Origin of the sequence: Cohnella suwonensis, assembly GCF_042655365.1 — a bacterium.
Lineage (GTDB): Bacteria > Bacillota > Bacilli > Paenibacillales > Paenibacillaceae > Cohnella > Cohnella suwonensis.
Window position 1 is genome coordinate 1 of sequence record NZ_JBHSMH010000029.1, and the last position, 21,774, is coordinate 21,774.

18 protein-coding genes are annotated in these 21,774 nt (G+C 58.2%); all 18 read right to left on the reverse strand.

The genetic code is table 11. The annotated features are described in order from the left end of the window. Window positions 1–148 precede the first annotated feature (148 nt). The gene (locus ACFPPD_RS10860; RefSeq protein WP_209750877.1) at window positions 149–3,661 is read right to left on the reverse strand and encodes a hypothetical protein; all 3,513 of its coding nucleotides are present in this window, start codon (window positions 3,659–3,661) and stop codon (window positions 149–151) included. A 353-nt stretch (window positions 3,662–4,014) separates the two neighbouring features. After that, window positions 4,015–5,352: a UDP-glucose dehydrogenase family protein gene (locus ACFPPD_RS10865; protein ID WP_209750878.1), complete on the reverse strand. Its 1,338-nt coding sequence runs from the start codon at window positions 5,350–5,352 to the stop codon at window positions 4,015–4,017. 21 nt (window positions 5,353–5,373) lie between these two features. After that, on the reverse strand, window positions 5,374–6,759 hold the full coding sequence (locus tag ACFPPD_RS10870; protein ID WP_209750879.1) for a sugar phosphate nucleotidyltransferase: 1,386 nt from the start codon (window positions 6,757–6,759) through the stop codon (window positions 5,374–5,376). Beyond that, window positions 6,756–7,718, reverse strand: coding sequence for a polysaccharide pyruvyl transferase family protein (locus ACFPPD_RS10875; protein WP_209750880.1), 963 nt, complete (start codon window positions 7,716–7,718; stop codon window positions 6,756–6,758). The genes ACFPPD_RS10870 and ACFPPD_RS10875 overlap by 4 nt, the downstream gene beginning before the upstream one ends. Window positions 7,719–7,734: 16 nt before the next feature. Continuing rightward, entirely contained in the window at window positions 7,735–9,075 is a 1,341-nt protein-coding gene (locus ACFPPD_RS10880; protein WP_209750881.1) for a lipopolysaccharide biosynthesis protein, read from the reverse strand. 8 nt (window positions 9,076–9,083) lie between these two features. Beyond that, window positions 9,084–9,983, reverse strand: a complete 900-nt coding sequence (locus ACFPPD_RS10885; RefSeq protein WP_209750883.1) for a glycosyltransferase — start codon at window positions 9,981–9,983, stop codon at window positions 9,084–9,086. Between the two features lie 6 nt (window positions 9,984–9,989). Then, the gene (locus tag ACFPPD_RS10890; RefSeq protein WP_209750885.1) at window positions 9,990–11,018 is read right to left on the reverse strand and encodes a glycosyltransferase; all 1,029 of its coding nucleotides are present in this window, start codon (window positions 11,016–11,018) and stop codon (window positions 9,990–9,992) included. Window positions 11,019–11,050: 32 nt separating this feature from the next. Further along, window positions 11,051–11,623 (reverse strand): DapH/DapD/GlmU-related protein, encoded by a 573-nt coding sequence (locus ACFPPD_RS10895; protein ID WP_209750887.1) that lies wholly within the window; start codon window positions 11,621–11,623, stop codon window positions 11,051–11,053. After that, a complete protein-coding gene (locus ACFPPD_RS10900; RefSeq protein WP_209750889.1) occupies window positions 11,620–12,747 on the reverse strand; it encodes a glycosyltransferase family 4 protein in 1,128 nt (375 codons plus the stop codon). The genes ACFPPD_RS10895 and ACFPPD_RS10900 overlap by 4 nt, the downstream gene beginning before the upstream one ends. Then, complete coding sequence (locus tag ACFPPD_RS10905; RefSeq protein ID WP_209750890.1) at window positions 12,748–13,917, reverse strand: glycosyltransferase; 1,170 nt, start codon at window positions 13,915–13,917, stop codon at window positions 12,748–12,750. Next, window positions 13,895–15,238 (reverse strand): hypothetical protein, encoded by a 1,344-nt coding sequence (locus tag ACFPPD_RS10910; protein ID WP_209750892.1) that lies wholly within the window; start codon window positions 15,236–15,238, stop codon window positions 13,895–13,897. The genes ACFPPD_RS10905 and ACFPPD_RS10910 overlap by 23 nt, the downstream gene beginning before the upstream one ends. Beyond that, on the reverse strand, window positions 15,231–16,358 hold the full coding sequence (locus ACFPPD_RS10915; RefSeq protein WP_209750894.1) for a glycosyltransferase: 1,128 nt from the start codon (window positions 16,356–16,358) through the stop codon (window positions 15,231–15,233). The genes ACFPPD_RS10910 and ACFPPD_RS10915 overlap by 8 nt, the downstream gene beginning before the upstream one ends. A gap of 23 nt (window positions 16,359–16,381) precedes the next feature. Beyond that, the gene (locus ACFPPD_RS10920) at window positions 16,382–17,077 is read right to left on the reverse strand and encodes a sugar transferase (RefSeq protein WP_378082197.1); all 696 of its coding nucleotides are present in this window, start codon (window positions 17,075–17,077) and stop codon (window positions 16,382–16,384) included. Window positions 17,078–17,079: 2 nt separating this feature from the next. Then, window positions 17,080–17,982 carry a UTP--glucose-1-phosphate uridylyltransferase GalU gene (gene galU / locus ACFPPD_RS10925; RefSeq protein ID WP_209750897.1) on the reverse strand — a complete coding sequence of 301 codons (903 nt, stop codon included), beginning with the start codon at window positions 17,980–17,982 and terminating at the stop codon, window positions 17,080–17,082. Between the two features lie 300 nt (window positions 17,983–18,282). After that, a complete protein-coding gene (locus tag ACFPPD_RS10930) occupies window positions 18,283–18,975 on the reverse strand; it encodes a CpsD/CapB family tyrosine-protein kinase (RefSeq protein ID WP_209750899.1) in 693 nt (230 codons plus the stop codon). Beyond that, window positions 18,956–19,708, reverse strand: a complete 753-nt coding sequence (locus ACFPPD_RS10935) for a YveK family protein (protein WP_209750900.1) — start codon at window positions 19,706–19,708, stop codon at window positions 18,956–18,958. Before ACFPPD_RS10935 ends, ACFPPD_RS10930 begins: the two co-directional genes overlap by 20 nt. A gap of 189 nt (window positions 19,709–19,897) precedes the next feature. Next, window positions 19,898–20,191: a hypothetical protein gene (locus tag ACFPPD_RS10940; protein ID WP_209750901.1), complete on the reverse strand. Its 294-nt coding sequence runs from the start codon at window positions 20,189–20,191 to the stop codon at window positions 19,898–19,900. Between the two features lie 718 nt (window positions 20,192–20,909). Further along, on the reverse strand, window positions 20,910–21,695 hold the full coding sequence (locus ACFPPD_RS10945) for a tyrosine-protein phosphatase (RefSeq protein ID WP_209750902.1): 786 nt from the start codon (window positions 21,693–21,695) through the stop codon (window positions 20,910–20,912). Window positions 21,696–21,774: the final 79 nt, after the last annotated feature.

Sequence of the window (21,774 nt, forward strand, 5' to 3'; positions counted from 1 at the left end):
CTCTCCACCAGCTGCCCGTCAGCTACGAGGCGACTTGGCTCTTACCTCGACCGGACTTTCACCGGCTAGTTGTGCCTAACTTGGCTAGGCGCGCAATCGTAAATAAAGCCGGCCTTCTCTCCCCGCGGGAAAGAAGGCCGGCTCTTGCTTAGAATCCCAATACGTTGCGAATGATGGCGTTAATCGTATCCTTGACCTGCTCTTTCGACTCCTTGATCGCTTTCTGCTTGTCGGCTTTCTCGGCGTCGGAATCGTTGATCCGCTTGGTCGCGTCGTTGCCCGCCGAGATGACTTCCACGATCAACGCCAGCTTGGCCAACGTATCCGGCGTTTTTTTCAGCTTCTCCTCGATCGCGTCCAGCTTCTCTTCCAATTCATCTAGTATCAAGTCGATGTCTTCGCCCTCGACCCCGATCGTGATTTCCTGGCGGAAGACGACCGACGAAGCGCCTCGGGGACCATCGATGTCCGCCTGAATGACGGCGATGCCTTTCACAGCCTTGCCCGTAAGCGTGACCGTACCTCCCGAGCCGACTTTCACGTCCTTGCTTCCGGATACTTTGCTCCACTTCAAGGAAGAGGAAGGCAACTGGACGCCGAATACCGACAGGCTGTAATCTTGGCGACGACCTTGCTTGCTCACCTTCGCCGCCGGCACCGCTTCCGAACGGAACAGCGCGACGGTCATGGCGTTATCGGCTTTTTCTTCGTTCGAGAGCTTGGATTGCCAATTCGAGACGGTCGATCGAAGATCCGAAGCGTTCACGCCGATCCGGCCGAGAACATCGCTTAATCCGTAGCTCTCGCGGTCGGCCAGCACGTTCGCCATCGCTTCGTTCAGAATCGCGGTCCGATCGCCCGCGTCGCCGACCAGTCCGGCCAGATCCTTCGGCTTCTGCTTGGACATCAGAGCCCGAACCGCGCCTTCCACGCCTCCGCGTTCTTCTCCGTCTCCGTAGAGGAACACGAGCACGTCGTCCGTCGTCAAGCTATTCGCCCCGCCCGCAGCGGCGATCTCCTCGAGCAGCTTGCCGTATTCCTCGTCGTCGAGCAGCGCTTCCAAGCCGGAAGCGGTCGAATACGGGTCGTACTTCAGTTTGCTTACGTCCCTTACGAGCTTGAACAGGCTCGTCCGCAGCGACGCCGAATCCGACTCCTTCGGAAGCTTGTCCGCGATCTTGTTCCAGATCGGATCGATCAACCGGAGGCCGGTCGCGACGTCCAGTCCGGCGATCTCGTCCCGAAGCTTAACCACGGTTTTTTCGTCCGAGGAATCTCCCGCGCGGAGCGCCGCCCATAACTTCGCTTTTCCCGCCAAATACGCCTCTATCGGGAAAACTTCGCCCCCGGCGGACTTCAGCGTCACTTCTCGCGAGAACAAGACGGTGCCCGTCCCGGTGTCCGGGTTTACGAGCGCGGCTTGGATAACGGCCGTCGCCGTCTCGACCCTGCGAGGAATCGTAACGACGCCGTTCGGCTCCACCTTGACGTCCGCGCTGCCCGAAACTTTCGTCCAACGCAGCACGGAAGCCGGAAGCTCGACTCCGAACGCTTTCAGCCCGAAGCGTTGGGTCAGTCCGTCCTCGCTCGTTTCCGTCGTCGATTCCGTCTCCGAACGGACGAAAGCGACGGTCAACGCGCGGCCGGCCGCTTCGTCGTTCGCGAGATGCGCTTGGAAGGCGAGCGACGTTTCCAGCAGCGCCCGCGGCGCGATACCCAGTCCTTTCAACGCGGAGCTCCATTTATATTGTTCCGTATTGGCGAGCAACCCTCCCGTCGCCTGCAGCGCGAGCTCCTCGGCCCGTCCGCTTCCAAGCCATCTCGCCAGCTCCTCCGGCGACATCGCGGCGATCGTGCCGCGTACCGCGCCTTCGACGCCGCCGAGCGCGTCGCCGTCGCCGAACAGGAAGACGAGCAGATCGTCCGGCGCGAGATTGTTCACGCCGCCGGCGACGCCGACCGCCTTCAGCAGCGCCTTAATGTCCGGGTCCGCCAGCAGCGCTTCCAGCTCCGACGCTTGCGGATCATAGGATAGCAAAGCGACCGCGCGGACGAATCCGAGCAACGTTTGTTGCGCCTTGGCCCGGTCGACGCTTGCCGGAAGCTTCGGCTCGATCGCTTTCCATAGCGGGCCGACAAGCGCCGCGCCCGTCTCCGCATCGATAGCCGCGATCTCTTCGCGAACGGCCCGAACCGCTTCCGCGCCGGCGGGACTTCCCGCCAGCAGCGCCGCATGAATCCGACCGACCCGTTCCAAGAACGGAGCGATCGGGAATACCGTCCGTTCGCCGTCGTCCGCCTTCAGCGAGATCGATTGCTCGAAGAGAACTTTAGCGGAGCCTCCGTACGGATTATAGAGGCTCGCCCGGACGACCGCCGTGCCTTCGTCCGTTTCCGGCGGAATCGTAACGGTGCCGTCCGTCGCGACGGAGACTTCCGGGTCGCCGGACACCTTCGTCCATTGGAGCGCGAGCGACGGGATCTCGATGCCGAAGACGGAGAGCCGATACGTCCGCTTGCGTCCGTCGCCGCCGACTTCGACGCTCGCCGTCGCCGACGCTCGGAGATAAGCGATCGTCATGGCGTTGATCGCCGGCTCGTCCTTCTGCAGCCTGCCGAGGAAACCGAACACGGTCGTCTGCACGTCCTGCGGCGTCACGCCGAGATTCGCGAGCACCGCATTGAATTTATAGGAGCCGGTATCTCCCAGCAATTGCCCCATCGCTTGAAGCAACAACGCCGTGATGCCTTGTTTGTCGCCGAGCAGCTTGACCAGCTCGAATGCCGACTTGCCCGCGAGCAAGTCCGAGACCGTTCCTTCGACGCCTTTCAGTCCCGCTCCGTCCCCGAACAGGAAGACGAGAAGATCCTGCATGGCGATGCCGCGGACGCCGGCGGCTTCCGCGATCGCCTTCAGCGTGCTCCGGTATTCGGGATCGGTGCGTATGGCCTCCAGCGCCGCTCCTTGCGGATCGTAAGGGGCGGAACCGACGGCCTTGAACAGGCGGAACAAGCTCGCCCGCATCGCCGGCTTATCGGCGGTAGGCGGAAGCTTGGCCGCGATCTTGTTCCAGATCGGATCGATCAAGCGCGCGTCCGCATCGCCGAGGGAGGCGATCTCGAGCTGCAAGTTCGTCACGTCCCGGAGATCCGCCGGATCTCCCGCCGCCAGCGCCGCGTAAATGGCGTTCCATTTGCCCAGGAACGCGACGGAAGGCACCCCCGCCTCCTCCGCTTGCTCCGGTTCCGGTTCAGGCGTCGCTTCCGGCGACGGCTCCGGCGTTACTTCGGTCGACGGCTCCGGCGTTACTTCCGGCGACGGCTCCGGCGTTACTTCCGGCGACGGCTCCGGCGTTACTTCCGGCGGCGGCTCCGGCGTTACTACGGGCGACGGCTCCGGCGTTACTTCCGGCGGCGGCTCCGGCGTCGCTTCCGGCGACGGCTCCGGCGTCGCTTCCGGCGACGGCTCCGGCGTCGCTTCCGGCGACGGCTCCGGCGTTACTTCCGGCGACGGCTCCGTAATAGATTCGGCGGCATAAGCGATGCCGGACAACCCGAGCTTCTCCGCCAACCCTTGGCGGCTCAGCGGAATCCCGCCGATCGATGTCGCAAGCATGGATAAAGCCAAAGTGGACAAGACCGCTTTCTTTTTTAACGTCAACTGGATTCACCTCGATCGAATGGATAGGAAAATGTAAAGTCCGAATAAGCAATCTCCCGAAAAGCTGCAATAGTGCAGGCTTTCGGCACCAATACGGGCTTAAGCTACGGAATGCCTGCAAAAGTACAGGCATTTATCGAGAACACACCCGTTACACTCGTTTTAGCGAAGTAAAGCCTGCACATTTGCAGGAATATTAAACCTATCGATCCAACGCATCTGAAAACCTGCGCATTTGCAGGTATTTTCAAATCGCCCCTTTCATTGCATGCTTGATCGACCTTATCGGCACCAAGAAGCAGTAGGGCGATCCTATCCGAGCTTCCGAGCTTCCGAGCTTCCGAGCTTCCTCCCTACTGTAAAACCGGAATCGGCTGCTTCACTCCTTGACTCAAGCTCGGACGGCCGACCGAGTAATACACGAAATCGGTGCCGAGCAGGTGCTCTTCCTTAAACACGTTGCGCCCGTCGATCAGAATGGGCCGGTTTAACGCCGCTTGCAATTCGCCGAGATCGACTTGGGAGAACTCTTCCCATTCCGTCAGCAAGCATAAGGCGTCCGCTCCCCGCGCGGTGTCCAAAGCGCCGTCGCACCAGACGACGTCCGACTTGCCGAACAGCGCCCGAAAATTCGCCGTCGCGATCGGATCGTAAGCTCTGACGTTCACGCCGTTGTCTACGAGATGCTGAATGATATCGAGCGCCGGGGAGTCCCGCACGTCGTCGGTGTTCGGCTTGAACGCCAATCCCCAGACGGCGATCGTCTTCCCATTCAGTTCGCTGCCGAAGATCGTCTCCAGCTTGCGGATGACGTTAAAGCGTTGATCCCGGTTCACCTCGACGACCGAACGCAGCAGCTTGAATTCGTAATCCACGTTACCCGCTATCTGGATGAGCGCCCTCGTATCCTTCGGAAAACAAGAGCCGCCGTAACCGATGCCTGCCTTCAGGAAAGACGAGCCGATCCGGCTGTCGTAGCCCATTCCTTCCGCCACCTGCGTCACGTCCGCGCCGACCTTCTCGCAGATGTTGGCGATCTCGTTAATGAAAGAGATCTTCGTCGCGAGAAACGCGTTCGACGCGTACTTGATCATCTCCGCGCTGCGGATATCGGTGACGACGATCCGCTCCGTCAGCGGCCGGTGCAGAAGCGCCATCGTCGCCGCGGCGCTCGGGGAATCGGCGCCGATCACGATGCGGTCCGGATGCAGCGTATCCTGGATCGCCGAACCTTCCCGTAGGAATTCCGGCAACGAGATGCTGTCGAAGCGTTTGCTCGTCCGCGCCCGGATCAGCTTCCCGAGCCGTTCGTTCGTGCCGACTGGCACGGTGCTCTTCACGGCGACGATCTTATAGCCGTTCATCGCGTCCGCGATCTCGAGCGCCGCTTGGTCGATATAGTCGAGGTTCGCCTCCCCGCTCGGCAGCGGCGGCGTCCCGACCGCGAGAATGATCAATTCCGAGCGGCGCACGGCTTCCGCCAAGTCCGTCGTGAACGAAAGCCTGCCCGCCGCGCGGTTCGCCGAAGCCAGCTCCTTCAAGCCCGGCTCGTAGATCGGAATGCCTCCGGCGTTCAAGGTGTCGATCTTGCCCCGATCCTTGTCCACGCAAATGACCCGGTTGCCCAATTCCGCGTAACAGACGCCCGACACGAGTCCGACGTAACCGGTTCCGATTACCGTAATGTTCATTCCCGCCACTCCCTTTTCCCTTTATACGTTGCACAGCTCCATGATCTCGTTCCAATCGTAAGCAAGCCGGACGATGTCCTCCTCGATCAACTCCGAGCCCGTCTGCACCTCGATGATGTCCATCTCCGTCTCCGCGAGCAGGCTATGCCTGCTTTCCTTGGCGATGACGAGAACGTCTCCCGATTGGACCGGGAAGCGGCGCCCGTTCAGCGCCATCGTTCCCCGTCCGGACACGACCGTCCATACCTCGTCGCGAAGCTGATGGTACTGATAGCTCAAATTGCTCCCCGAGGCGACGCAGATGCGTTTCGTCAACACTTCTTTCCCGTCCGGATACTTGTAGTAGTCGAGAACGCGGTATCGTCCCCAGCGCCGTTCCTCGTACATCGGACGCTGGTCGGCATGCTTCATCACTTCCTTGATCAACGGACTGGCCGATTTGTCCGACACGAGAATCCCGTCGGGGCTCGCCGCGACGACGACGTTCGGCAAGTTCAGCAGAGTAATCGGAATGTCCAGCTCGTTAATGACGTGGGTGTTGGCCGTATCGCCCGCGAGCAGCGCCTTGCCGATGACCGGCGTCTCGATCTGTTCCGTCAGCGTGTTCCAAGTGCCGAGATCCTTCCATTCGCCGTCGTACGGAATCGCCACGACCCGGTTCGACCTCTCGACGATCTCGTAATCGAAGCTGATTTTAGGCAGTTTGCCGTAACGCTTCGCCATCTCTTCGTAATGGATCGGCAGATCGTAAGCGATAAGGATGTTGATGAGGAAATCGAGCTTAAACGCGAAAACCCCGCAATTCCAAAGCGCGTCCCTTTCGATCAGGGCAGCCGCTTCTTCCTCGCGGGGTTTTTCCTTGAAGCTGCTGACGTTCAAGCAGGCTTGTCCGGAACGACCCGTTCCCGCATCGAAACTTTCCCCCGGCACGATGTAGCCGTATTTCTCGGAAGGATAAGTCGGCTTTACGCCCATGAGCGCCAAGTTCGCGCCCGATTCGTTCAACGCCCGCTCGAGATCGCGCGTCCGATGGAAGAACGAATCCTCCACGTACGGATCGACCGGCATGACGACGACCGTTTCGTTCAGGCTTACGCCTTGTATCGAATACAAATAGGTCGCGGCCAGCGCGATGGCGGGGAACGTGTCCCTGCGCTCCGGTTCGACGACGACTTCGACCTCAACGCCGAGCTGGCTGCGGATCATCTCGACCTGGGACTTGCCCGTCGCGATATAGGCGTCTTGGGCTAACCCGGCGGAAGCCATCTGACGCCATACGCGCTGCACCATCGACTCGCGCTCCCCGCGATCGTTCGTGAGCACTTTCAGGAACTGCTTGGAACGCGACTCGTTCGACAGCGGCCATAGGCGTTTGCCGGAACCGCCGGATAACAACACGATTTTCATTGCGTTTCCCCCATTCGAGCGGATGCGATTTCTTGGGTCCACGTCCTGAAATAGTTCGAGTTCTTGCCGTAGGAATTGTCGAGCAGCACGTTGGGCTGGTCGAGCAGGCAGGAGAGAATATGCCCGTGCAGCCTTGACGTCCGAACATGCCGGTAACCGCTGAACGTGCGAATCGCTTTGCCGACGAGATAGTCGCTGTACTTGCCCCAGATCGCTTGCATCGGCAACGCTCCTCCTCGTTTCTTCAACATGCGGCCGATCACGCTAATCGACTTCCTCTCGACTTTGTTGTACAGCGACCCCCAATCCATATAGTCGCCCGTCTCCTGCTCCATCCGATCTTGATATCCCGTCTTCTCGATGTCCGTCCGGAAAAAGCAAAGCAGCTCCTTCCCCGGACGGCTGCTCGGCGCGATCGGCCATAGCTGATGCGCCATGTCGGGGGAGAGACCGATTTTGCAACGGTGGAACTTGCGGCTCGCCGTCTCGAAAGACTGGGGATCCCTGACGTAAAGATGGACGTCCGGATGACGGTTAAAGACATCCGCCGCAAGGTCGAAAGCCGACTCGTCCTCGTAATGAATCGTCTGCGGCAAGATGACGATTCGGTTGTTCGGATAGGCGGCGACGATCTTCTCGCGGAACCTCTGATGCGTCGGGTACAAGTCCCCGAAGTTGCCGCCCCCCTGCAGGACGATGATCTGATCGGCCGGAATGCGCAGACCGTCGGGAAAATCCAGGACGCTATACCTGCCGCGAACGCGAATCCCGTTCGCTTTGAAGAAAGCTTCCGCGCCCTTCATGATGAGCAGGTCCCCGCCGTTGTTGTACACCGGGTAATCGAGATACTGAATGTTCGATCCCGGCGGAATGGACTCGAGAATGCGCAGAAGCCGTTCCTTCAACAGATCCATCGGATGAACGGAACGGCTTCCGGAGTCGTTAGCCTTCGTCGGCATGGTCGCTTGCTCCTTATCATCTTTTTTTCTCCTTCAAACGCTCCGCCAAATAACGAAAATCGTTCCGGTCGAACAACATGCCCCTTAGCGGCACGCGGAAGACGATCTTCATCGACGCCAGCGTCAACGCCAGCCGAACGACGGCCCCGATCAGCAATCCCGCCGCGATGCCGTTCAGCCCGTATACTGGGGTCAGCCAGATCAGCAGGACGACCGTGATCGCCAGCGCGATCGTCTGCCTGAGCAGCACGAGTCCCGGACGCCCCATCGCGTTGAACGACGAGGCCAATATCCATGATCCCCCGCCGATAATGCACTCGAAGCAGAGCAAATAAAATGCGGTGCTCGCTTCGAGGAAAGGCTCCCCGAACAGTACGCCCATCAGGAATCGTCCTATGAACATCGTCGGCACGACGACGGCCGTCATGAGCAAGAGCGACAACCGGAAAGCCCTCCCCACCGTCGCGAGGATCCGCTCTTGCGCCATGCCCGTCACCTTCGGAAAAACGACGTTCGCGATCGCCGTCTGCACGACGTTATACACGCGGGAGAGGGCGAATACGACGGTATACAGTCCCAAGTCTCTCGCGGTCAGCATCGATAGGATGACGAGCTTATCGAATTGCGAGTACAGCGCCCCGAGCAACTCGACGCCGAACACCTTGCTCCCGTAAGCGAACAACGGCCACGCGGCTTTCAGATCGCGAATGCCGCCGAAGCGTCCGAACCGAATGTCGTCCGCCAGCGAGACCATCGCCCAAGCGACGACGAGCACGCTCGTCGCCGCGAACATGAGCGCGGAATAGCCGAGGCTCAAGTTCCCTACGGCCCAGAGACCGATTAATCCCGCCAGGTTGCACAGCGGTACGAACAAACGGACGCCGTTGTACACCGCGAACCTGCCTTTGCTCTGCGCGAGCGCCGAGACGAGATTGATCGCGAGCAGCACCGGCACCATCGCAACGGTATACCCTCGCGCGATCGCCGCGATGTGCGCCGGATAACCGCCCAGCCAGTAAGGTAAGCCGAACCATGCGACGGCGCCCGTGATGACGCTGACGGGCGCCTGAAACAGGAAGCTCGCCCGGACGAACGCTTCTCCGCCTCCAACCGATTGCTTCAGGTTGTAGATCAACGAGGTCGGCAAGCCGAAGCCCACCAATCCTGCGAGCAGCGTCGGCCAGAAGACGATGGCGGACAGCTCTCCCTTGCCCTCGACGCCGTACATGCGGGCCGTCACGATCGACGTGAGCGTGACGACGACCATGACGAGAAAGTTGGTCGCGCTCGTCCGGAAGATCGTATGGGCGAGGCCGTTGCCTCTCCAAGCCCGTCGTATCGCCGCCAATTGCGTCATATTCCGATTCAACTCCTACCGTTATAACGAAGAGTGCCGACAAGCGAGCCGTTCCGGTAATACACTTTGAACACTTGCCGGAAAAAGCTTTTCGAACGAAAGACCAATAGCAGCGACGTCGCGGCCGCTTGCAGCATGCGGATCGTATGCTTGGCGACGGGAATCGCTCCCTTGTCCTGCATCCGGACCGCGTCGCTGACGCCTTGCCAAAATATCCTCTTCCTGAACCATTTCTTCGTCGTCCGCTCCTTCGGAATCTTGTGCCGGACGAGCGCGTACGAGGAATAGTACACTTTGTACGCGGAACGGATTCTTCCGATCAGCTCGCTCTCCTCGCTGGACAACAGATTGCTTCCGACTCTGCCGAGATCTTCTCGGAAAGGCGCGAACTCGTCGAAGACGCTCTTGCGGAACGCCACGTTCGCCCCGTATGGAATCGCCGGCGCGGGCATCTCCTTCACTCCGTCCGTATAATCGAGAATCGTGAACACGGCGCGGTATTCGTCCGGAATCCAGTCCGGCTCTCCCGCTTCCCAGATCGGATCGATCTTCCCTCCGACGCAGCCGATCGCCGCGTCCCTCTCGAACACGTCGACGATATGCCTGACCCACCTGCTGGAAGCGATCGCGTCGTCGTCCAGGAACAGAACGTATTCGCCTCTCGCTTCCCTGATCGCCCGGTTGCGGGCGACGGACAAGCCGAGCTTCTCCTCGTACACGTACCGGACGCGTTCGCCGTGCACCCGGCGCAAACCGTCCACGACGCTCGCGGTATCGTCCGCGGATCGGTTATCGACGACGACGATCTCGATGTCGTTTTTGTCGAAATTCTGCCGCAGCACGCTTAAGACCGCTTCTCCCGTATCCTTGGCGCGGTTATGGGTACAGATCGCAACCGTCACCTTCATCGTCCGTCACCCTCCTTGATAGACGTTCTTCATCCGCTCCGCGATCTCGCTCCAATCCAGCTCGCCGAGCGCCTCGTCGTATTTCGGCTTCGTCCGCCCGCCTTTCGCGTTCAAGGCCGTCTTGAGCGCGTTCGTCAATCCGTCCCGTTCGGCCGGATCGTAACGCGCGACCATACCGTCCTTGAAATACTCGTCGATGAACTCGTTGTCCGGCATGACGACGAGCTTGCGGAACGAAAGTCCGAGGATGGCGGAGCCCGACGTCGTGATCTCCTTGTAAGGAAGCGCCATGACGTCCGCGGCCCTAACCAGGTCCGCCACTTCCTCGTTAGGGACGAAGCGAAGGTCCAGGACGATATTTTCCGTGTCGGGCAAGCTTTTCAAATAAGCCGTCATCCGCTCATCCGCTTTGCCGGCCACGATCAAATACGTATCCCTCGTCTTGACTTCGTTGAAGGAAGCGACGAGATCCTCGACGCCCTTGTACGCCTTGATCGCCCCGAGAAACAAGACGACGTCCGCTTCCTCGCCGATGCCGTAAGCCTTCCGGACATCCTTTCCTTTGGACTTGTACACGCCGACGTAATGCCCGTGCTTGACGACGAACAGCTTGCGTTCCGGCACCCCGAATTCGTTCGCCGCCTTGCGCTTGATCGACTCGGACGCGACGACGAGCTTGGCGCAACAGCGGCAGATCAGCGTTCGGACCAGACGCTCCAGCCGCGGATGCTTGACTTGGTGCGGATACAGATTATGAATCGTCCACACCGTCTGAACGCCGAGCAACCGCAAGTAAAGCAGCGTCAGCAGGAAGATCGCAGCTCTCGCCAGCATGACGGCGGTCATCCGGTGCTGGTACGCATGGTGCACCCAATGAACGTGGACGGCGTCCCCGCGTCTGGCGCGCCCGATCTTCAGCATCAGCTTGCCGTGCTTCAGATCCTCTATCCGGAGACCCGCCTCGCCGAGCGAATCGGATAACAAATCGCTATAGAAATTCAGCTCGCTCGATTTCGGCCACATCCATACTTTCATCGCAGCCTCCTCCCCGGCCCTTGGCCTTCCGTTTATTTCGTTCTGCGAATCCATCCGTCCGGCACGTTCAGCTCCCGGATCACCTTCGCGGGAATGCCGCCGGCCAGCGCGTCGGCCGGAATATCCTTCGCCACGACGCTGCCCGCCGCGATGACGGCATTGTTGCCGATCGTGACGCCCGGCAGTATGACCGCGCCCCTCCCGATCCAGACGTTGCTCCCGATGATGATACCCTTGCTCGCCGAACGATCGTCGCAGTCGACGGGATGGAAGTTCGTATCGATGATGTTCACCATCGGCCCGATGATCGTGTCTTCGCCGATATGGATCGACTTCGTGCACCCGATATCGAGGCCGTAATTAAAAAACGCGTTGTCGCCGATCCATAATCTCGCGCCCTTGGCCACCGAGATGGACGAAGGAATCTGTCTGGCGTAGAAGCTCACGTTGCGCCCGACGACAAGCTCGCCCTTGTTCTTGACCTTGAGCGTGCCCGAGATCCGGCCGAGTCTTCCGGCGGAGTCGGCTTTGACCGCCAGAATCGCGGCGCCCTTGAGCACGGCGATCAGCTTCCCGAAGGTGAACCGGCCGTAGACGACGCTCATCGCGCTCCCGCCGTTCCCGGCGTAGCGCCGCGCGAAGTCAGCAGCCCGTAAGTCGTCTCGACTTTCCTCGCGATCGCCTGCATGTTGAAGTCCTTCATGACGCCGACGTATCCGCGCAAAGCCAATTCCTCAACGTTCTCCGCCCTCTCGTAAATCCGGCGGATCGCTTCGTACAGCCCGTCGACGTCCCCGTCCTTCACGATGAGCCCGCCCCTCGTCTCCCGGACGATTTCCGGCGCGCCGCCGGAATCCGATACGATGACCGGCGTCTGGGCGAGCAACGATTCGATGATGACTCTGCCGAACGGTTCGTTCAGCGAGAAGTTGATCGTCAAGTCGCACGACTGCATGACGTCGATCGGCTTGCCGCTGTACCCGTAGAAGACGACGTTCTCCTCCAGCCCGTATTCCGACACCTTCCGGATCAAGTCGTCGTAGTACCGGTCCGATCCGTCGACGGAGGCGTCTCCCACGATCAGCAGCCGCCAATTATACTTGTTGGCGTCCGCCATCTTCTTGACGGCTTCGATGACAAGGTCGTACCTTTTCCACTCGACGATTCTTCCGAACGTCCCGATGACGAGGGTGTCGTCCTCCATGAAAGTTCTCTTTTTCGGCGCCGTCGCCGAGTCGGGATCTACGCCGTTGTAGATGATCGTCTTGTTATCTCCCTTGATCGAGTCGGCCACGAAGCCCGAGATGCAGATGACCCGGTCGAAGAAACGGGGCAGCACGTGATTGAACATCCGAAGATGCGTATGGTCCCTATGGTGCCACACCCTCTTGGCCTTCGACATGAACTTCAGCGGCGCCACGTACCACGGGGCGCGCCAGCCGTTGGCGTGGACGATGTCGATCCCTTTGCTCTTCACGAACGCCCGGATCCGGAGCACCGTGCCCGCATAGCCGAGACCGAACCTTTCCTTGATGCTGTTCAGCCGTAGCGGGAAATGCTCGTAAACCGTCCGGATCTCCGGCAAGTAGGCCGCGTCCTCCGGGCACAGCAAGTAAATCCGGTATCTCGTCGTATCCAAGTAGTTGATCAGATGGATGAGGCTTTGTTCCGCCCCTCCTTTCTTGTCCGCATGGGTCACGAACAAGACGTTCTTTTTTCCGTCCGCCATTCACATCACCTGCTTCATCGGATAATCGGGATCGATCGACGCGATAAACCCGTTTAGCGCTTCCTTATGGTTGTAATGATTGCGCAAAAAACGCTGGGATTGCTCCAGCAGCGACCGCGCCGCCTTCGGGTCGCCGAGCAGCCCCTTGATCTTGCGCAGGAACTCCTCCGGCGTATCGGCGACGGCGATATGCTCGTCCTCGACCAGCCCGGTTCCCTCGCAGCCGATCGAAGTCGAGAGGACCGGCAGCCCGTGCTGGATCGCCTCGATCGTCTTCAGCTTGACTCCGGCGCCGTTCTGCATCGGATTGACGAACAAATAACCGCTCCCGTAAATGTCGTCCAAGCTCTCGGGCGTATCGTGCACGACGACGCTCGTCAGATCGTACGGTTCGAGCCAGCTTAAGCTCGTCCGCTTGCTATTGCCCGCGATGACGAATTCGTAGCCCGGTTCGCCGAGCATCTTCGGATGCACGTAGGTTAAATACCATTCGATCGCTTCCCGGTTGTTCGGCATGAACAGCGAGCCGATGAACACGACCCGCTTGCTCTCGAACGCGTTCGTGCCGAACTTGCCCATCGTGACGGGAGGAGGCAGGAACAAGCTATGGGCCGAGGCGTCCTTGCTGCGGAAGCTCTCGAACTCTTTGCTGGAGATGAACAGGTACTTGTCTATCTTCTTGCGCATCATCCGCCGCAGCCTCTCGAACTTCCGGCTCTCCATCCGGTAATACAGCTTGTGAAGCACGTTCCGGGTGCTTCTGGCGAGCGCCTTGAAATAGGCCGCCTCGTCGTTGTGCACCCGCAGAATCGCGCTGTCCGGCCGAATCTTCGGATGCTCCAGAATCGGGTAAACGTAATCTCCCTCGAGGAGCACGTAATCGTAATCCCCCTCGATGTCCGCATGCCGCAAGCCGAGCCTCGAGCTCGCCTGCATCGGAATGGCGTGCAACAGATCGGAGAGGCTGCTGCTTCTCGGACATAGCTTGATTTCGTCGACGTATCGCCCGACATGCCGCAGATCGGCTTCGGAAGGTTTTTCCTTGCCGCAGACGACGAGTCCGATCGTCCACCCGAGCTCCGACAACGCCATAATTCTTCCCCACGTATCGACTCTCGCGCCATGGTTGGCGGGATACGGGAAATCGCTACACGCGATGAGTATTTTCATGGAACGCCACCCTCTGAGCATGGGATTCTTTCGTTTCGCCACGACCCAAATAGAAGCTGATGAAGGCGAACAGCAGCCATACCTCGTATTTGATCTCGAGCGCCACGAAGAGCAGGGAAAACAAAATAAAGACGAGCGCAAGGAACAGGATCGAGCTGATCTTAGCCTTGACGATCAAGTCGCGGGCTACCATGTAGAAGAAGGCGACCGAGAACACGCCTCCGAACATGACCCATTGGAAGAAGCCCGACTTGACGCCCAGGTTCTCGTCCGAGTTCGAATACGTCAACAGCTCACCGGCGTTGATCTGGCTGATGCCGAATACGTTGTAATAGAAATGGGACATAACGCCGATCGCGTCGTTCACGTATTTGTCGAAGTAGAGCAAATACGCTCCCGTCCCCACGCCGAACGGATTGTGCAGCACCGTCGTGAGCGCGATCAGAATCGTTCCCATCCTCGTGTAGGACGACGTGTAATTCTCGATGTCGTTGCTGAACGAGCTGACCAGCCCCGCCGAGAAATACATGACGAACATGTACATCGCCCCCGCGACCGCCACGACGAGCACGAAGTTTTTCTTCTTCCGGAAATCGAGGAACTTGACCATCGTGACGACGAGCGTCAGCAGCATGACGATCAGGAATCCCTTCGAACCGGTCACGAAGAGGTAGAACAGGAAAAATCCCGCCGCGTACGCGATGGACAGAGTCTTGGCGAACCCGCTCAGATAACGGGACAAATAAACGAGAATCGACGCGTAGACGACGATGATCGATCCCGTCGTGCTGCTCTCGGACGTCAGCAAGCGCACCCGCCAATACGGATGGCCGCCGGCATGCAGCGAAGAGAGCGCGTGGGGTATGCTCATCAACTCCAGCGCCATGATGGCGGCGAGCAGCGTCACGACCGCGAAGAAGCAGCCGTAAAGCGCCTTCGGGTTCCGAATCTTGGAGAAGACGAGCTGCATATGCCGAATGTAGAGCAGAATCAGAACGAAATAGATCAGGACCTTGAACGACTTGCCGAGCAGGTTCTCCGATCCGAAGCCGTAGCTCCCTTGCAGGAATTGGTAGAGCACGTAAGCGACGCTGACGAAACTCAAGTACACGATAATGGCGAGCATGTATTGCTGCAGCTTCGTACCCAACATCACTTTCTTGTGCTTGGCGAGCATCGCGACTTCGCAGAAGACGAAGAGCGGGAAGAGCAGGATGACGGGGGATCTGCCGATTTCGCCGATGACGTTCACGAGCGGGAAGTCCTGATAGACGGTCAGAACGAGCAGCAGGACGAGATACAAGGGCAATCCTCTAGACATCGTTCATCGCTTTCGCGGGGACGGCGCCGGCGATTCTCTCCGCGGCCGATTCGTACAACCGCTCGATCTGCTTGTTCATTCTGTCCGATCGGAACTTCGCGTCGAAGATCCGGCCTCCCGCTTCCCCCATCCGCGCCAGCGTGCGTTTGTCGAGCCTCCTCACGATGTCGGCCAATTCCTCTTTCTTCTCGAAATCGAAGACGTAGCCGTTCACCCCGTGCCGGACGATCTCCGGTAACGCGCCGCGGTTGCTCGCAATGACCGGCTTCTTGTTGCGAAGCGCCTCGATCGCGACGATGCCGAAGCCTTCCCAACGGGAAGGTACGACGACGGCGTCGCACGCGCTCATGTAACGGTCGATGTCCGCGTTGCTTACCCATCCGAGCTTCACCGCGTTGTCCGGGTAGGCGAAATCCCGCTGCTGGAGCACGGATTCTCCGGCCAAGAACAGGCGCACGTTGTCGAACCGGTGTTCGTTGAACACTTCGAGCAGCAGGTCGAATCCCTTCTGCCGGTCGAACCGTCCCACGAACAACAAGTTGATGCCGTCGGAAGGCCCGTCGAACGGCGTCGCGCCGTCCGGCCACGCGGACGAATTGGCATCCGATACGCCGTTGTAGACGACGGTCGATTTCCCTTCCGGCAAGCCGTAACGCATCGCCATCTCGTATTCGTGATTCGAAATATGAATGATGGCGTCCGTCCGAAGCGACATCGCTTTCTCCGCCCATGCGTACAGCTTTCTTTTCCAGGGGACGGCATCCATGAGGAACGACCATCCATGAGCGCAGTACACGACGAGCGGACGCCGCCGCTTGAAAAAAAACAACGTCCGCAGGAATAGCCCCGCGAACGTGCCGTGGACGTGAACGATGTCCGGATCGATGGCCTTGACCGTCTTCCGGATCGACCGCATCGCCCGGAGGAAATAGGCGGGTTTCCTCTTGTACGGATACGTAAGAACCCTCTCCGGGCTGATGCGCAGCGAACTCGGGTCGGAATTGAACGCCGATACGAGCAAGTAAACGTCGTGGCGGTCCGATTGATACCCGAGCACTTCTTTCAGGTGGGTCTCGACGCCGCCTTTCGTATATTCCGATAGATGCAAAATTCTAGCCATGGCCTCGCCCTCCCTTCGCTGGTTTAGGATGCGCCTTTGGAGGTTAAGACGGTAACGACCGTACGCAGCAGGATGCCGATATCGAACCAGATCGACTTCTTCCGGATATAAGAGAGGTCTAATTCCACCATCTCCTCGAAGCCGATATTATTTCTTCCGCTCACTTGCCAGAGCCCCGTGCACCCCGGCGTGACGGACAACCGTTGCTTGTCGTAGCTCGTGTACTGCGACACTTCCATCGGGGACGAAGGACGGGGACCGACGAGGGACATGTCGCCCTTCAGCACGTTCAAGAATTGCGGCAGCTCGTCGATGCTCGTCTTGCGGATGAACTTCCCGATCCTCGTAATGCGGGGATCGTCCTTGATCTTGAACATGGCCCCGCTGATGAAATTGCGATCCATGACGTCCTTCAGCTTGGCTTCGGCGTCTACGCACATCGAGCGGAACTTAAAGATTCGGAAAGGCTTCTCGTCCTTGCCGATTCTCGTTTGGCTGAAAAACACGGAGCCCTTCGGCTCCTCCCACTTAATCGCGATAGCAACGACGACGAACAGCGGACTGAGCAAGAGCAGGCCGACCAGCGAACCTACGATGTCGACGGCGCGTTTCAGCACCCCGTGCAGCGTAAGTTGTCTGCGTCCCGATCTTCCCGACTCCGCGCGGACGTAATAGTCCGGAGCGTTCAACACGGCTTCATCCCGATATCGTGGAGTCATCGTCATTCACTCCTTCCGGATATTAATTGTTTGGCTAACTCGCGTTCCATGATCTCCCCCAGTTCGGACATCAGCTGATGCCTCAATTCGTTGCTTCGCAAAGCGAAATCGATCGTCGTCATAATAAAACCGAGCTTCTCGCCTACATCGTAACGTACGCCCTTGAAATCGTAAGCGTACACGCCGACCGCTTCGTTCAGCTTCTGGATCGCGTCGGTCAGTTGGATTTCCCCGCCCGAGCCCCGTTCATGGCGACCTAAATATTCGAAAATATCCGGCGTCAGCACGTAACGGCCCATGATGGCCAGATTGGACGGCGCGAAACCTTTCGGCGGCTTCTCGACGAATCGGTTCACCTCGTACAGATTGCCGATTTGGTCGCCCGGATCGACGATGCCGTAACGGTCCGTCTGATCGACGCAGACCGACTGAACGCCGATGACGGAGCGTCCCGTCCTCTCGTATTGCTCGATCAGCTGCTTCGTGCACGGAACGTCCGCCTCGACGATGTCGTCCCCGAGGAGCACCGCGAACGGCTCGTCCCCGATGAAGTTGCGCGCGCACCAGACGGCGTGGCCCAACCCTTTCGCTTCTTTTTGGCGGATGTAATGAAGATTGACGTTGGAAGATTTCCTGACCTTCTCCAAAATGTCGAACTTCCCTTTGGCCTCCAAAATGTGTTCGAGCTCGAACGCGATATCGAAATGGTCTTCAATCGCCCGTTTGCCTTTGCCGGTTACGACGATAATGTCTTCGACGCCGGATTCGATCGCTTCTTCCACGATGTACTGAATCGTCGGCTTGTCGAGAATGGGGAGCATTTCCTTGGGCATCGCTTTCGTCGCGGGCAAGAAACGGGTACCGAGTCCCGCGGCGGGGATGATCGCTTTTCTCACTTTTCGCATTTTGGTTTCACCCTATCCTGGTATATTTTTTGTCTCTAGCAAACCTACGTGAGAACCGGAAGTTACGGCTGAATTCAAGATTCGAAGCCGAATAAGCCTTCAGAAATACATCGTGATCAAAAGTGATTTTTTGAACTACCTTACCGGGGCATCTAACCCCTCCTCTCGTCACGCCCTCGACGATTAGACGTCTAAGGTCGACCGACCCACAGCATGACCGAGTGCCTCCGGTGATAGAGGTGCAGGAGACATTACCTAACCGTTCGATATGATCTTGCGGAGAGACGCTTGGAGAAGATATTAAGCTTCGCTCTTCTCGCCGTAATAGTAGTAATAGGAATCGGAGCGTTCGCGGTCGACGTTGTTGAGCACGACGCCGATGACCTTCGCTTTCACGTGGTCCAAGGAAGCTTTCGCTTTCGCGGCGATTTCTTTCTTCACGTTGCCCGAATCGACGACGAGCACGACGCCGTCGCTCTGGGCGGCGACGATCTGGGCGTCGGTGACGAACAGGATCGGAGGCGTGTCGACGATAATCACGTCGTACGCCTGTTTGGCCGTTTCCAGCAACGCGGCCATCCGGTTCGACGACAGCAGCTCCGAAGGATTGGGCGGCGTCGGGCCGGCGGGCATGAACCACAGATTGTCGGTATTCGTCATCTGAATGACGTCGCCGAGCTCCTTCTGTTGGAACAACGCGGTCGTGAGTCCGATGCGGTTGGATTTGCCGAACATGCGATGCTGCGTCGGCTTGCGCATGTCGGCGTCGATCAGCAGCACCTTTTTGTTCGATTGGGCGAACGCGACGGCGATGTTGGCGCTCGTCGTGCTTTTACCTTCGCTCGGCTTCGAAGAGGTCACCATGATGATCTGCATCGACTGGTCGATGGCCGAATATTCGATATTCGTGCGAAGCATCCGGTAGCTTTCGGAGATCGGGGATTTCGGATTCGTCTCCGTGATCAGGCTCCAATTAGGCGTCGAGCGAGACATGATTTTTCCTCCTTGCCTTGTTTCCCAGCTGCGGGTTTCCCTTGTCGATGGCGTCGCGTTCCTTGAATCGCGGAATCGTCGTCAGCACCGGCACTCCGAGCAGCGTCTGAATATCTTCCTCCGTCTTGATCGTGTCGTCCAAGTAATCGAGCAAGAACGCGATTCCGACGCCGAGCATGAGCGCCAGCATAAAAGCGACGGCGATGTTCAGCTTCGGATTGGGAGCGACGGGACCGTGCGATTCCTGCGGATCGGCGAAGTTCAGGATCGATACGTTGTCCACCTTCATCAGCGTCGGGACCATTTTCTGAAAGACGACCGCCACGGCGTTCGCGGCCTTTGCCGCTTTCTCGTAGGAATCGTCCCGGACGGACACCGACATGACCTGCGTCTCGTTCACTGAGCTAACGCTCACTTTCGAGATCAACTCTCCGTAGGACATGCGGAGCTCGGGGTACTCTTCGGCGACTTTCTTCATGATCCGAGGGGTTCTGATGATTTCTTTGTACGTTTTGATGAGGCCGATCGTAGAGTTAATGGAACCGACGTCAATGCTCGGCAGAAGCGAACTGCTGTCCTTGAATTGGTTCACGATCAGCTTGGCGGATGCCGCGTATTGAGGCGTGATGAAGGAATACGAATACATGCCCATCGCCAGGCAGCTTGCGATAATCAGCAGGACGATCATGAGCAGCCTTCTTCGGATAATGATCCAATAGTTTTTGAGCTCCAAAACGTCATCTCCAATACTCGTTATGGCGTATTTTTGTTAATAGTTATTCAAAACGCGAACTTTGAGGCATGACCTAGATATAGAAGATAAACAAACGGTCAAGAGGAGCGGTTTTTATTCGTTACGAATAATTCTGATGATTCATATTCATTTCGCGACCTTTTGAATGCAAAAAATAACGATACGAAGTTATTCCGCCCTCGCCGCGTCCATGAACGCATCGATGGTGCCGCCGTTCATGACGAACTCCATCATCTTTTCCGAATCCGCGCCATGCCCGCTCCTTTTCAACAGCAACGACACGAGCAACGAGAGATCCACCGGTTCGTTGCGGGGAAAATACCCGGAGTAGGCGAAGTATTCGGCGAGAGATCTCGCTTCCCCTTCGTCCTCTCGGCTTAACAGCGACGGATCATTCGACAGCATTCTCAGGAATCTCTTGAAGCGAAGTTTCTTCTTTTCGCAACACGAATCGCGCTTCATCTTTGCACGCCTCCTTTATCAAGCAACGCTTCGACAAAAATAGCTTGCAACAACTCGAGTCGGATTACAACCTTCATGAGGAGGTTTTAATGTAAGGAATCGTACGGTTTTGAAATAAGTATGACACAGATAATTGGAAACCATGAGGGAATAAAGGCATGGACGCCATTAGACATTCCTGCTCATTTTCACAGCTCCTTCCATTCGTTATTGCCGCGTTTTCCGTCTAATTAACGTCCGCCATTCGAAATGGAAGCGCTTCAGGCTCCGGGTCGGCCGGTCGGACTTTAGACCTCCTCGCCCGCGAATGTTCCTCTAGCCCGCAAAGTGAATAGCGGCAAGGTTTTCTCCTATTTTTTTCTATATGCAAAAAGGAAAAAGCCTCCCGGCCATCGGTCGCCGGGAAGCGGAAAACAAGGACTATAGGCCAGTACGGTCCGGAATGCATGACCATTCTCCCTTGCCGGGGAGACAAAGGCGGTAACGCGCGATCGTTTCCTTCGAATTGTAAACGCTTCATCGTAAAAGAAAGGAAGAGGCATGACAGCTCGATTTTCCTCGGGTAGTTAAAAAATTCAAAATATATCCATTTTAGATGCTTATTGTCCGTTTCTCCCTCTCGTATACACCACTAATACGATGGGAAATCGAGTCGGTACATCCGCGAGGACTAGGCCGTATCGACCTTCGGAATCAGGAGTCCCGCTCCCGAATCCCCCTATCGGCGGTTAAAATAAGACAGGAACCGGGACATGGACGTCATAGAGCGGGACGGGATCGACGGCAACTCCGCAAGAGGACGATTATTCGCGATGCTAGACGCATTCCCGGCGTAATATTCCGACCAATTATCGCCCATCCGCAGGCGGATCGCCTCGTAAGCCTCTCGCAGCCGGAACCCTCTGCGCTCCGGATGATGGGCATCCGACGAGATCGCGTGAACGAGTCCCGCTTCGCATAACGACCAGGACGTTCTCTCGACGGACTTGCCGAAGCCGCCCAGCAAGGAATGGGTCGTGACTTGGGCGCATGCGCCGGCGTTCACGAGCCTCGACAGTCTTTCCGGAGCCTTCGCCACTTCCGCGTTGCGTTCCGGATGCGCGATGACGGCGGTTACGCCCATTAAACCGAGTTCATAGATCCATTCTTCCATCCGATTCGGAATCCGCGAAGACGGCATCTCCAGCAAGACGTACCGGGAACCCGCCAGCGAGAGCAATTCCCCTCGTTGCCAAGCGTCCAGCAGACCGTCGTGCACGCGAATTTCCTGACCCGGCAAGAGGAGAACGGGAATGCCCTCTTCCGCCAATCGTTCGTTCGCGATGCGCGTTAGCTCCGCGACCGCGGCGACTTCGTTCGTATAACGTCCATCGGCATGGTGCGGCGTGGCGATCAACGTCGTAATGCCTTCCGCCGCGGCCGCCCGAGCCAGCTTCAACGTCGTCTCCCAACTATCCGAGCCGTCGTCGATGCCGGGAAGGACGTGCGTATGGATGTCGATCATCGGGTTCCCTCCTTTATTCCAAGCAAACACGCTTTCGACGTCCTTCGGACGTCGGAGTAGCTTTGCGTAGGGATCAGAT